Source organism: Ectothiorhodospira shaposhnikovii (genome assembly GCF_022227765.1).
Lineage (GTDB): Bacteria > Pseudomonadota > Gammaproteobacteria > Ectothiorhodospirales > Ectothiorhodospiraceae > Ectothiorhodospira.
In genome coordinates, this window is the sequence record NZ_JAJMLZ010000004.1 from 266667 (window position 1) to 279573 (window position 12907).

General features: G+C 62.9%; 9 protein-coding genes. 7 read left to right on the forward strand and 2 right to left on the reverse strand.

Features of this window, described 5'->3' with window-relative positions; all coding sequences use genetic code 11:
* Position 1: 1 nt before the first annotated feature.
* Positions 2-1258, reverse strand: coding sequence for an NADP-dependent isocitrate dehydrogenase (gene icd, locus LQD11_RS07645; protein ID WP_008931235.1), 1257 nt, complete (start codon positions 1256-1258; stop codon positions 2-4).
* Between the two features lie 220 nt (positions 1259-1478).
* Here icd and LQD11_RS07650 point away from each other — a divergent pair, with 220 nt between their 5' ends.
* The 3 genes from LQD11_RS07650 to hflD are packed head-to-tail and all read left to right on the forward strand — an operon-like array spanning position 1479 to position 3738.
* Positions 1479-1928, forward strand: coding sequence for an NUDIX hydrolase (locus LQD11_RS07650; RefSeq protein WP_008931234.1), 450 nt, complete (start codon positions 1479-1481; stop codon positions 1926-1928).
* Complete coding sequence (mnmA, locus tag LQD11_RS07655) at positions 1925-3055, forward strand: tRNA 2-thiouridine(34) synthase MnmA (protein WP_238617009.1); 1131 nt, start codon at positions 1925-1927, stop codon at positions 3053-3055. The genes LQD11_RS07650 and mnmA overlap by 4 nt, the downstream gene beginning before the upstream one ends.
* Before the next feature lie 47 nt (positions 3056-3102).
* The gene (hflD, locus tag LQD11_RS07660; RefSeq protein WP_238617010.1) at positions 3103-3738 is read left to right on the forward strand and encodes a high frequency lysogenization protein HflD; all 636 of its coding nucleotides are present in this window, start codon (positions 3103-3105) and stop codon (positions 3736-3738) included.
* Between the two features lie 64 nt (positions 3739-3802).
* Here the strand turns inward: hflD and acnB are convergent, their stop codons facing one another.
* Positions 3803-6379 (reverse strand): bifunctional aconitate hydratase 2/2-methylisocitrate dehydratase, encoded by a 2577-nt coding sequence (gene acnB, locus LQD11_RS07665; RefSeq protein ID WP_238617011.1) that lies wholly within the window; start codon positions 6377-6379, stop codon positions 3803-3805.
* A gap of 364 nt (positions 6380-6743) precedes the next feature.
* On the opposite strand from acnB, the gene acnA reads away from it, so the two are divergent.
* The 4 genes from acnA to LQD11_RS07685 all read left to right on the forward strand — a co-directional run bounded on the left by acnA (position 6744) and on the right by LQD11_RS07685 (position 12907).
* Positions 6744-9482 carry an aconitate hydratase AcnA gene (gene acnA, locus LQD11_RS07670; protein WP_238617012.1) on the forward strand — a complete coding sequence of 913 codons (2739 nt, stop codon included), beginning with the start codon at positions 6744-6746 and terminating at the stop codon, positions 9480-9482.
* A gap of 238 nt (positions 9483-9720) precedes the next feature.
* Positions 9721-10107: a hypothetical protein gene (locus LQD11_RS07675; RefSeq protein WP_238617013.1), complete on the forward strand. Its 387-nt coding sequence runs from the start codon at positions 9721-9723 to the stop codon at positions 10105-10107.
* Complete coding sequence (locus tag LQD11_RS07680) at positions 10104-10952, forward strand: HDOD domain-containing protein (protein ID WP_008931228.1); 849 nt, start codon at positions 10104-10106, stop codon at positions 10950-10952. Before LQD11_RS07675 ends, LQD11_RS07680 begins: the two co-directional genes overlap by 4 nt.
* Positions 10953-10954: 2 nt before the next feature.
* Positions 10955-12907, forward strand: a complete 1953-nt coding sequence (locus LQD11_RS07685; RefSeq protein WP_238617014.1) for a putative bifunctional diguanylate cyclase/phosphodiesterase — start codon at positions 10955-10957, stop codon at positions 12905-12907.

Here is a 12907-nt window from a genome sequence, read left to right on the forward strand (position 1 = left end):
ATTACATGTGCGCCACGATGTTCTCGCCAAACTCCGAGCAGGAAAGCTCGGTGGCGCTGTCGATGGCACGGGCGAAGTCGTAGGTCACACGGCCGGAGCTGATGGCGCCGGAGAGGCCCTTGACGATGAGGTCCGCGGCTTCCACCCAGCCCAGATGACGCAGCATCATCTCGGCGGACAGGACCAGGGAGCCGGGGTTCACCTTATCCAGACCCGCATACTTGGGCGCGGTTCCGTGGGTGGCCTCGAACATGGCCACGGTGTCGGACAGATTGGCCCCCGGGGCAATGCCGATGCCGCCCACCTGGGCCGCCAGGGCGTCGGAGATGTAGTCGCCGTTGAGGTTCATGGTGGCGATCACGCTGTAGTCTTCCGGTCGCAGCAGGATCTGCTGCAGGAAGTTGTCGGCGATGACGTCCTTGATGATGATTTCCTTGCCGTTCCTGGGATTGGTCAGACGGCACCAGGGGCCGCCGTCGATCTCGGTGGCACCGAATTCCTGCATCGCCAGCTCATAGCCCCAGTTCTTGAAGGCCCCTTCGGTGAACTTCATGATGTTGCCCTTGTGCACCAGGGTCACGGAGCTACGGTCGTTCTCGATGGCATACTGGATGGCCTTGCGGACCAGACGCTTGGTGCCGTCCTCGGACACGGGCTTGACGCCGATACCGCTGGTTTCCGGGAAGCGGATCTTGGTGACACCCATGGTGTTGACCAGAAAATCCACCATCTTTTTCGCCTCGGGGCTGCCCGCGGCCCATTCGATACCGGCATAGATGTCTTCGGAGTTTTCCCGGAAGATCACCATGTCGGTCTTCTCCGGGTTCTTCAGGGGGCTGGGGGTGCCGTTGTAGTAGCGTACCGGACGCTGACAGACGTACAGGTCCATCTCCTGACGCAGGGCCACGTTCAGGGAACGGATGCCACCGCCGACGGGAGTGGTGAGGGGACCCTTGATGGACACCACGAAGTCGCGCACGGCCTCCATGGTCTCCCGGGGCAGCCAGTTGTCGCCGCCGTAGACCCGGGTGGCCTTCTCGCCCGCAAAGACCTCCATCCAGGCAATCTTGCGTTCACCGCCGTAGGCCTTTTCCACCGCCGCGTCCACCACCCGTTGCATGACCGGGGTGATGTCCACGCCGATGCCGTCGCCCTCGATGAAGGGGATGATCGGATGGTTGGGGACATTCAGGGAGAAGTCTTCATTGGCGGTGATCTTGACGCCTTCTGCGGGGACTTTGATATGTTGGTATGCCATGGGCACTCCCTTGTGGTATTGAAGTTGTTGTAAAGGATTTTGGTGGGATTATACACGGCCTCGGGATGTGCCACAGAGCGGGAGTCGGACCGGCGGATGGCTGCCCCGTCCACCCTGCTCCATCATGTACACTGTTGCGGTCAGAGTCCCCCTGCCTGGATTCCCGCATTCGCGGGAATGACGGAGTTTGGCATTATCATCACCGAGGAACCCTTTGAACATGGTATGGACCCCACGCGTCACCGTCGCCGCCGTCGTCGAACGGGACGGCCGATTCCTGCTGGTGGAAGAACGGGAACAGGGCCGCAGCGTCTACAACCAGCCCGCCGGACACCTGGAGGAAGACGAGGACCTGATCGCCGCCGCTGTCCGGGAGACCCTGGAGGAAACCGGCTGCCGCCTTACCCCCCAGGCCCTGGTGGGCGTCTACCGCTGGAAACATGCACCCACGGGGCTGACGTTCATCCGCGTGGCCGTCACCGGTGACGTCTCGGAACCGGTGCCCGGCCAGGTTCGGGATCCGGACATCCTGGACACCCACTGGATCGACCGCGAACACCTGGCGGCCCATCCAGACAGCCTGCGCACCCCGCTGGTGCTGCGCTGCATCGATGATTATCTGGCCGGTCGACGTTATCCCCTCGACCTGCTGGTGGACATGCCGTCATGAATCTCCCCCGCGCCAAACGCGTCATCGTCGGCATGTCCGGCGGTGTGGACTCCTCCGTTTCCGCCCTCCTGCTGATGGAACAGGGCTACCGGGTGGAAGGCCTGTTCATGAAGAACTGGGAAGACGACGACGAACCCGGCTACTGTTCCGCCGCCACCGACCTGGCGGATGCCAAATCCGTGTGCGCCGAACTGGAAATCCCCCTGCACAAGGTCAACTTCGCCAAGGAATACTGGGACCGGGTGTTCGCCCACTTCCTGCAGGAATACCGCCTGGGCCGCACCCCCAACCCGGACATCCTGTGCAACCGGGAAATCAAGTTCCGCGCCTTCCTGGACTATGCCATGGACAAGGGAGCCGACCTCATCGCCACGGGTCATTACGCCCGGGTGGATGCACTGGACGGGCGCTTCCGGCTGCTGCAGGGGCTGGATGCCGGCAAGGACCAGTCCTACTTCCTCCATGCCCTGGGTCAGCCGGCCCTGTCCCGCACCCTCTTCCCCCTGGGCGAACTGGAAAAGACCAGGGTCCGGGAGATTGCCGCCCGGGCAGGATTCGAGAACCACGCCAAGAAGGACAGCACCGGCATCTGTTTCATCGGAGAACGGCGTTTCCGGGACTTTCTCATGCGCTACCTCCCGGCCCAACCCGGCCCCATCGTCAGCACCGACGGACAGGCACTGGGCGAACATCAGGGACTGATGTACTACACCCCCGGCCAACGCCAGGGCCTGGGCATCGGCGGAGTCCATGGCGCGGCGGAAAACCCCTGGTATGTGGTGGACAAGGACATGGCCCGCAACCGCCTGATCGTGGCCCAGGGCCATGACCACCCTGCCCTGCATGCCGGCGGCCTGGTGGCCACCGAGGTGAACTGGATCGCGGGCAAGGCCCCGGAAATGCCCCTGCACTGCCAGGCCAAGATCCGCTACCGGCAGGCCCATCAGGATTGCCGGGTGGAACCGATGCCGGATGAACCCGGCGCCCTTCACGTGCGCTTCCAACACCGGCAGCGGGCGGTGGCACCGGGGCAGTCGGTGGTGTTCTACCACGGGGCGGAGTGCCTGGGAGGCGGCATCATCGCCCGCAAGGACACGGACGCCCGGATACCGCCAATCGGGTTATAGTTAGCCCCCGACTCCACCACCCAAGCCCTATAGACGGAAAACGACCCGTGGAAGCTTCACACCGCAACCGAGCCCTGGCCCTGGCCGCCATGTTCCAATCCGCCGGACTGGTCAAGGACGTGGCCTGGCGTGGCCAGTGCGATGCCGCGCAACTGGAAACCATGATCCGCAGCCTGTTTGCCTTCGAGGCAGGGACCCTTGATGAGGTCTACGGTGGCGCGGTCAATCTGCGCCGGGGGCTGCGCACGTTGGTGGAACAGGTTCAGGCCAATTCCCCCCAGGTGGACGGCGAGATCTCCCGCTATGTGATCAACATGCTCTATCTGGAGCGCAAGCTGATGAAGCAGCCGGACATGATCCGGACCCTGCGGGACGGGATCGAGGTGGCGGCTCACCAGAGCGAGTCCTTCGGCATCCTGCACGAGAACATCATGTCCCGTCTGGGCCAGACCTATCAGAACACCATCAGCGAACTGGGCCCACGCATCATCGTGCAGGGAGAACAGAACCACCTGGGCAATCCGCACAATGCGGCGCGCATCCGCGCCCTGCTCCTGGCGGGCATCCGCGGGGCGGTCCTGTGGCGTCAGGCGGGGGGATCGAGATGGAAGTTGATTTTCGGGCGCAACGCCATGCTGGCGGAAGCGCGTTTCATGCTTGAGGAGACCGCGGAGGCCTCCTGATCTGATCGTTCCTAAAAAGCCCCTCTCCCCTTGCGGGAGAGGGGTTGGGGTGAGGGGTTGAGGGTTACGCCGCCACCACCGGAATCACCTTCCGGGCCGCTTCCTCATACTCCGGCAACTGATCGAAGTTGAGGTAACGGTAGACCTCGGCGGCCATGGTGTTCAGGCCGGCGGCCTGCTCCATGTACTCCTCCACCGTGGGCAGGCGTCCCAGCACGGCGGCCACCGCCGCCAGTTCCGCGGAGGCCAGGTAGACATCGGCCCCATCCCCCAGACGGTTGGGGAAGTTGCGGGTGGAGGTGGACACCACCTTGGCACCGGGGGCCACCCGGGCCTGATTGCCCATGCACAGGGAGCAACCGGGCATCTCGGTACGGGCGCCGGCCCGACCATAGATGCCGTAGTAGCCCTCTTCCGTCAGCTGACGCTGATCCATGCGGGTGGGCGGAGACAGCCACAGACGGGTGGGCATCTGGCCCTGGAATTTCTCCAGCAGCTTGCCGGCGGCGCGGAAGTGACCGATGTTGGTCATGCAGGAACCGATGAACACCTCGTCGATCTTGCCACCGGCCACTTCCGACAGCAGACGGGCGTCGTCAGGATCATTCGGGGCACAGAGGATGGGCTCCTTGATCTGGTTCAGATCGATCTCGATCACCGCCGCATACTCGGCGTCCGCGTCGGCCCGCATCAGGCTGGGGTTGGCCAGCCACTCTTCCATGGCCTTGGCGCGACGCTCCAGGGTCCGGGCATCGCCGTAACCGTTGGCGATCATCCAGCGCAGCATGGTGATGTTGGAGCGCAGGTATTCGGCCACCCGCGCTTCGGACAGGGCGATGGTGCAGCCGCCGGCGGAACGCTCGGCGGAGGCGTCGGACAGTTCGAACGCCTGCTCCACCGTCAGGTCGTCCAGCCCCTCGATCTCCAGAATGCGGCCGGAGAAGATGTTCTTCTTGCCCTTCTTCTCCACCGTCAGCAGACCCTGCTGGATGGCCGCATGGGGAATGGCGTGGACCAGGTCGCGCAGGGTGATACCGGGCTGACGCTCACCCTTGAAACGCACCAGGACCGACTCGGGCATATCCAGGGGCATCACACCGGTGGCGGCGGCAAAGGCCACCAGACCGGAGCCGGCCGGGAAGGAGATGCCGATGGGGAAACGGGTGTGGGAGTCACCGCCGGTACCCACGGTATCGGGCAGCAGCATGCGGTTCAGCCAGGAGTGGATGATGCCGTCGCCCGGACGCAGGGAGACACCGCCCCGGTTCATGATGAAGTCCGGCAGGGTGTGATGGGTCTGCACGTCCACCGGCTTGGGATAGGCGGCGGTGTGGCAGAAGGACTGCATCACCAGATCGGCCTGGAAGCCCAGGCAGGCCAAATCCTTGAGCTCGTCCCGGGTCATGGGGCCGGTGGTGTCCTGGGAACCCACGGTGGTCATGCGGGGCTCGCAGTAGGTGCCGGGGCGAATGCCGGCCACGCCGCAGGCCTTGCCCACCATCTTCTGGGCCAGGGTGAACCCCTTGCCGCTGTCCACCGGGGCTTGGGGCCGCTTGAACACATCGGAGGCCGGCAGGTTCAAGGCCTGGCGAGCACGGTCGGTCAGGCCGCGACCGATGATCAGGGGAATGCGGCCACCGGCGCGGACCTCGTCCAGCATCACCGGGGAGCGCAGTTCGAAGGTGGTGATCACCTCGTCGCTGCCGTGGCGGCAGACCTTGCCGTCGTGGGGATAGATGTCCACCACGTCCCCCATGTTCAGATGGGTCACATCCAGTTCGATAGGCAGGGCGCCGGCATCTTCCATGGTGTTGAAGAAGATGGGGGCGATCTTGCCGCCCAGACAGACGCCACCGAAGCGCTTGTTGGGTACGTAGGGGATGTCATCGCCGATGTACCACAGCACCGAATTGGTGGCGGACTTGCGAGAAGAGCCGGTGCCCATCACGTCACCCACCAGGGCGACCGGGTGACCCTTCTGCTTGAGTGCCTCGATCTGGGCCTGGGCGTTGGTGATGCCTTCACGGGGCATCTTGTACATGGCCTTGGCGTGAAGGGGGATGTCCGGACGGCTCCAGGCATCCGGGGCCGGGGACAGGTCGTCGGTGTTGGTCTCGCCCGGGACCTTAAAGAGGGTCACGGTCATCTTCTGGGGCACAGCGGGGCGGCTCAGGAACCACTCGGCATCGGCCCAGGACTGCATCACGGCCTGAGCGTGGCTGTTACCGGCCTTGGCACGCTCTTCCACGTCGTGGAAGGCATCGAACATGAGCAGGGTGTGCTTGAGTTCCTTGGCGGCGACAGGGGCCAGTTCGGCGTCATCCAGCAGTTCCACCAGGGTGGAGATGTTGTAACCGCCCTGCATGGTGCCCAGCAGTTCCACGGCGCGGGTGCGATCGATCAGGGGGGAGCTGGCCTCGCCCTTGGCCACGGCGGACAGGAAGCCGGCCTTCACATAGGCCGCCTCGTCCACGCCCGGGGGCACGCGATGGGTGATGAGGTCCAGCAGGAAGGCTTCCTCGCCGGCGGGCGGGTTCTTCAGCAGTTCCACCAGCTGGGCGGTCATCTCCGCATCCAGGGGTTTGGGCACCACCCCTTCCGCGGCACGTTCCTGGACATGTTGGCGATAGGCTTCAAGCACGTGTGTGATCCTCTTTAACGCCCCGGTTGCCCGGGGAGGGATGAAATATCCCTTATGATCAATCTGTTATTTTGACAGACAGGGTTATTGCGCGGCAGCATTCTAAACCACCTGAAGGGTGACAGACCAGAAATGCCTGATGCGAGGGTGTGCCATACTCACCTGGTGACTTTCGCAGAACTGACGACTCTCAACAATGCCAAGCCCCGTCATTCCCGCAGACATGCCAAACTCCGTCATTCCCGCGCAAGCGGGAATCCATTCGGGAGAACTCGGAAACCCTGGACTCCCGATTTTTCGGGAGTGACGGCTTTACCGCCATCTTTCCCCGGTGCTGAATCCGGGGTCTTTCGCGGAGACACTGATGAGCAACAGTTTCAACACCGAGGACACCCTGGACGTTCAGGGCCGGACCTATCACATCCACAGCCTCGCCCCGCTCCGGAAAACCCACGATCTGGACCGCCTGCCCTTCTCCCTCAAGATCCTGCTGGAAAACCTCCTGCGCTGCGAGGACGGGCACAACATCACCCGGGCACACATCCAGGCCCTGCTGGACTGGGACCCCAAGGCCGAACCCAGCGCGGAAATCGGTTTCACCCCGGCCAGGGTGGTACTGCAGGACTTCACCGGCGTCCCCGCCGTGGTCGACCTGGCCGCCATGCGTGATGCCATGCACGCCCTGGGCAAGGATCCGAAACGGATCAATCCCCTGGCCCCGGTGGACCTGGTGATCGACCACTCGGTGATGGTGGATCACTTCGGCCAAAAAAACGCCCTGGACCTGAACATCAAACTGGAATACCACCGCAACAAGGAACGCTACCAGTTCCTGCGCTGGGGCCAGCAGGCCTTTGAAAACTTCCGCGTGGTGCCCCCGGGCACCGGCATCGTCCATCAGGTGAACCTGGAATACCTGGCCCAGACCGTCTTCGTGCGTGACGACAACGGCAGCCTCCACGCCTATCCCGATACCCTGGTGGGCACTGACTCCCACACCACCATGGTCAATGGCCTGGGCGTGCTGGGCTGGGGCGTGGGCGGCATCGAGGCCGAGGCCGCCATGCTCGGCCAACCCATCTCCATGCTCATTCCCCAGGTGGTCGGCTTCAGACTCAGCGGCCGGCTACCGGAAGGCGCTACCGCCACCGACCTGGTACTCACCGTCACCCAGATGCTCAGACAGCACGGCGTGGTGGGCAAGTTCGTGGAATTTTTCGGCGACGGCCTGGACCACCTGCCCCTGGCGGATCGGGCCACCATCGCCAACATGGCCCCGGAATACGGCGCCACCTGCGGCATCTTCCCCATCGACCGGGAAACCCTGGAATACCTGCGCCTCTCGGGCCGGGATGAATCTCGCATCGCCCTGGTGGAGGCCTATGCCCGTCATCAGGGTCTGTGGCGCGACACCGGCGCCCGGCAGGCCGACTATTCCGACATCCTGACACTGGATCTGGCCGGTGTGGTGCCCAGCCTGGCGGGACCGCGTCGGCCCCAGGACCGGATTCCCCTGGATCAGGCCCGCCGCAACTTCAGCGACACCCTCGACCGATTCCTCAAGGAACATCACGCCACCCCGACGGACCGGGAAGAGGCCCGCTTTGCCGATGAAGGCGGCCATGCCGCCCCCGGGGTGGACGACAGCCATGAAAAGGGCGCGGTGGAATACGAGATGGACGGCGAGCGACACCTGCTCAAGCACGGCGCCGTGGTGATCGCCGCCATCACCTCCTGTACCAACACCTCCAACCCGGCAGTGCTGCTGGCCGCCGGCCTGCTGGCGAAGAAGGCCCTGGAAAAGGGCCTCAAGCCCAAACCCTGGGTCAAGACCTCCCTGGCACCCGGTTCCCAGGTGGTCCCGGCCTATCTGCAACAGGCCGGACTCCTGCAACCTCTGGAAGCCCTGGGCTTCTCGGTGGTGGGCTTTGGCTGCACCACCTGTATCGGCAACGCCGGCCCGCTGCCCGAACCCATCGGCAATGCCATCCGCGAGGGTGACCTGATGGTGGCGGCGGTGCTCTCAGGCAACCGCAACTTTGAAGGCCGCATCCATGCCGATGTGCGCACCAACTACCTGGCCTCTCCGCCCCTGGTGGTGGCCTACGCCCTGGCGGGGACCATGGCCGTGGATCTGTACCAGGACCCGCTGGGGACGGACAACCAGGGCCAACCGATCCATCTCAAGGACATCTGGCCCAGTCAGGCCGAGATCCACCGACTCATGGGGACCAGCATCCACTCGACCATGTTCCGGGAGAAGTACGCCGACGTCTTCGAAGGCGATGCCAACTGGCGGCAGATCCTTGTCACCGAGTCGGAACGCTACGACTGGGCCGAGTCCACCTACGTAAAGAACCCGCCCTACTTCGAGGGCATGACACTGGACCCCGAGCCGCCCGAAGCCATCCGGGATGCCCGCTGCCTGGTCATGGTGGGCGATTCCATCACCACCGATCACATCTCTCCCGCCGGCGGCATTCACCCGGAGAGCCCGGCTGGGCAATACCTGCAGGCCCTGGGTATCGAACCCAGGGAATTCAACTCCTATGGCTCCCGGCGCGGCAATCATGAAGTGATGATGCGAGGCACCTTCGCCAACGTGCGCCTGCGCAACCGTCTGGCGCCGGGTACCGAGGGGGGCTGGACCCGCCACCTGCCCGATGGCGAGTCAATGAGCATCTACGACGCCGCCATGGCCTACCGTGAGAAAGGCACACCGCTGGTGGTCCTGGCCGGCAAGGAATACGGTACCGGCTCCTCCCGGGACTGGGCGGCCAAGGGGACACGGCTACTGGGCATTCGCGCAGTGATCGCCGAAAGTTTCGAGCGCATCCACCGTTCCAACCTGGTCGGATTCGGGGTGCTGCCCCTGCAGTTCCTTCCCGGCGAGAACGCCGAGACCCTGTCGCTGTCGGGGCATGAGCGCTACAGCATCGGCTCGCTGGACGACGACCCGAACGAGGTCACCGTGACCGTAGAGGCGGATGACGGTGTCCGGAGAGAGTTCAAGGCTCGGGTACGCATCGATACCCCGAAGGAATGGGAGTACTATCGACATGGTGGGATCCTGCATTACGTCATCCGGCAACTGGCATCCTGAGGGAAACGTCCGACGAAGATTCCAAAGCGGAAATCCCGTTGCGGCAAGTGATCCGCCGATCATCCATCAATGCCATTCCCGCGCAAGCGGGAATCCAATCGGCTATATCACATGCGTTGATGAGCTCGCCATTCCGTCATTCCCGCGAACGCGGGAATCCAGTAGCATGCTGACAATAACGGACTCCCGCCCGTGTGGGAGTGACGGCAAGACGCTGGAAAAACCAGGGGGCTGACGGATGGACGGCAAGATCAACATCCCGGCGGACAGGGCCACGCCAGGCGCGGTACTGGCGGAAGATGTGCGGGATCGCAGCGGCAGGCTCCTGCTGTCCGCCGGTCTGCCCCTGAGAGACAAGCATATTCGCGTCCTCAAGACCTGGGGTGTCAATGAGATTACCGTCTGGACAGACAAGGAGGTTCCGGTCATGCACCCGGATTCATCGGCCAACGGCGACGCCCAGGGAGCCCCCCGCGAAGTCAGCGAAGCATCACTGACCCAGGCCAGAAGCATCATGGCCACAGCCTTCATGCACGTGGATCTTGCCAATCCCGTCATGGATGTCTTGTTCAAGGTATCGACGGCGCGCCTTGCAAGGAAACTTGACGCCAAAGGCAATCCATGACGACATCGATCATTCAGGACATCCTCGCCGACAACCCGGAACTAGGCACCCTGCCGAGCGTCTTTCATCGCGTCGAGGCCGCGGTCAACGACCCCACCAGTTCCTTCGAGGCCATGAGCCGGGCCATCGAGACCGACAGCGCCCTGACAGCCAAATTGCTCCGCATCGCCAACAGCAGCCTCTACAACTTTCCCGGCCAGATCAGCAGTATCGACCGCGCCATCAGCATCATCGGCACCCAGCAACTGCGCGACCTGGTTCTTGCCGCCACCATCATCCGCTATTTCAACCGGCTTCCCGTGGCGGGGGTCGACATGGAAAGCTTCTGGCGACACAGCATCGTCACCGCGCTCCTGGCCCGCAGTCTGGCCGGTGCCCGGCGCGAAGCCAACGTGGAACGCTTCTATGTGGCCGGCCTGCTTCACGACATCGGCCGCCTGCTCATGTTCATGCACATGACCGAGACATCGGCCCGGGTCCTGGCGCACCGGGATGCACACCAATGCCTGTTGTTCCAGGCGGAACAGGCGATTCTGGGAATGGACCATGCCGAGTTGGGCGGGGATCTGCTGCAGGCCTGGAACCTGCCACAAGCCTTCGAGGAGCCGGTCCGTTATCATCACACGCCGGGCCTGGCCGCCCAGTACCCCATCGAAACGGCCGTCGTCCATGTGGCGGACAGCATTGCCAATGCCCTGAGACTGGGTACCAGCGGAGAGCGCTATGTCCCCCCGATTGATGATGAGGCCTGGATTCGCATTGCCCTGTCCGAAACCATGCTGGAACAGGTGATCACCCATACCGACATGCACTACCAGCAGGTCGTCGATGTATTCACGGCATGAAAATGACTAAAAAAGACTCACCTCACCGGGCAGAAATCGACTATCTGCGTGAGCGTGTGGCTTATCTCGAGGCAGCCAATCACTGGCATCACTATGCCATGGATGTACTGGCTTCCATGACCTCGATTTTCGGTGACCACCGTCACAACCGAGATACCCAAACCATCCTCAAATGCGCGCACGACTGCGTGATCCGCGTTCTGACCCTTGAGGATGCGGGTTATTACATTGTTGATGACGACTCCAACTTCAATCTCGCATACCGTCAGCCCGGCTGCACGGATGAGGAGCTGGAGGCCGCCGTCGAATGCCTGATCGACGAAGGCAAGTTCGCCTGGGCCATCAACCAGAATCACCCGGTATGCATCCACGCGGGAGGCCGGTATCCGGCCGACACCCATCTGGTGATGCACGTCGTCTCCACCCGTACACGCATCCGCGGTATGTTCGTCGGCCGTATCCGCGGCACCGCCCTGCGCGCCGCCGAGTCAGGCCTCAAGGTGCTGTCCATCATCCTTTTCAATACGGCCTATGCACTCGAGAGTGCCGCCCTCTACGCCCTCAGGGAGCAACAGCATCAGACCCTGCGCAAGATCACCCAGCGCCAGTCGAAGGAGCTGCTTCACCAGCACAGTCACGACACCCTCACCGGCCTGCCCAACCGGGTTCTGTTCAGTGATCGCCTCAGCCAGCTGATGCAGCGCCGGGGCGTACCCGACGGGCATATCGCCGTGATCCTGATGGATCTGGACCACTTCAAGCGAGTGAATGATTCCCTGGGGCATCGCGCGGGAGATATCCTGATCCGCCGTCTCGCCGGCGAGATGCGCAACACCTTTCTCTCGGCCGAGGTGACCCGACGCTACCATCTGGACGTCGCCAACGTGACCCTCTCCCGACTGGGCGGCGATGAATTCGGCATCATCCTGGACAACGTGGCCTCGCTGGATCTGGTGGCTCGTTTCGTCCAGCAACTGATCGAAAGCATCAGCCGTGAACATGAGGTCATGGATCATCAGGTGTTCATCACCTGCAGTGCCGGCATCAGCATCCACCCCTTCGACGGCAATGACGCGGACACCCTGATCAAGAACGCCGACGCGGCCATGTACGAAGCCAAGCAGCGCGGCCGCAACCTCTACCAGTTCTATACCAAAGACCTCAATTCCCAGACCTACCGCCACCTGGTGCTGGAAAACCAGCTGGTCAAGGCCCTGGCCCGGGACGAGTTCGACATCCACTACCAGCCCCAGGTCTCCCTGCGAACCGGCAAGGTGGAAGCCCTGGAGGCGCTGGTGCGCTGGCATCACCCGGAGAAGGGGCTACTGAGCCCGGCCCATTTCATTCCCATTGCCGAAGACACCGGCATCATCGAAGGCCTGGGGCTATGGGTGCTCAAGCGGGTATGCGAGGACATGCACCGGCTGCGGGAAGCGGACATCGAGCCTCCCCGCATGGCCATCAACCTGTCGGCACGCCAGTTCCGGCAGGCCAAGCTGGTGGAAAGATATGCCGCCATCCTCAAGGAGCACGATATCTCGCCCCACCGTATCGAACTGGAGCTGACGGAAAGCACCATCATGCAGGACATCCACGTGGCCGTGGACATGTTCCGGCAATTGCATCAGCTGGGTTTCCGGCTGGCAGTGGATGATTTCGGCACCGGTTACTCGTCCCTCAACAACTTGAAGCATTTTCCCATCCATACTCTCAAGATCGATCGCTCCTTTGTGAGTGACACCCCCCATGACCGCGACGATACGGCCATCGTCACGGCCATCGTCGCCATGGCCAAGGGGCTGGGCCTGGAAGTGGTGGCGGAAGGCGTGGAAAACGAGGAACAACTGGCCTTCCTCAAACAGCTCGATTGTGAATTCATTCAGGGTTATTACTTCAGTAAACCGCTTACATTCAATAATTTATGCAAATATCTTAAAGATTTTTCCTACTCCTGA

Coding starts and splice junctions, on each gene's coding strand:
- icd (WP_008931235.1), bottom strand. CDS start 1,258: ATGGCATACCAACATATCAAAGTCCCCGCAGAAGGCGTCAAGATCACC.
- LQD11_RS07650 (WP_008931234.1), top strand. CDS start 1,479: ATGGTATGGACCCCACGCGTCACCGTCGCCGCCGTCGTCGAACGGGAC.
- mnmA (WP_238617009.1), top strand. CDS start 1,925: ATGAATCTCCCCCGCGCCAAACGCGTCATCGTCGGCATGTCCGGCGGT.
- acnA (WP_238617012.1), top strand. CDS start 6,744: ATGAGCAACAGTTTCAACACCGAGGACACCCTGGACGTTCAGGGCCGG.
- LQD11_RS07675 (WP_238617013.1), top strand. CDS start 9,721: ATGGACGGCAAGATCAACATCCCGGCGGACAGGGCCACGCCAGGCGCG.
- LQD11_RS07680 (WP_008931228.1), top strand. CDS start 10,104: ATGACGACATCGATCATTCAGGACATCCTCGCCGACAACCCGGAACTA.
- LQD11_RS07685 (WP_238617014.1), top strand. CDS start 10,955: ATGACTAAAAAAGACTCACCTCACCGGGCAGAAATCGACTATCTGCGT.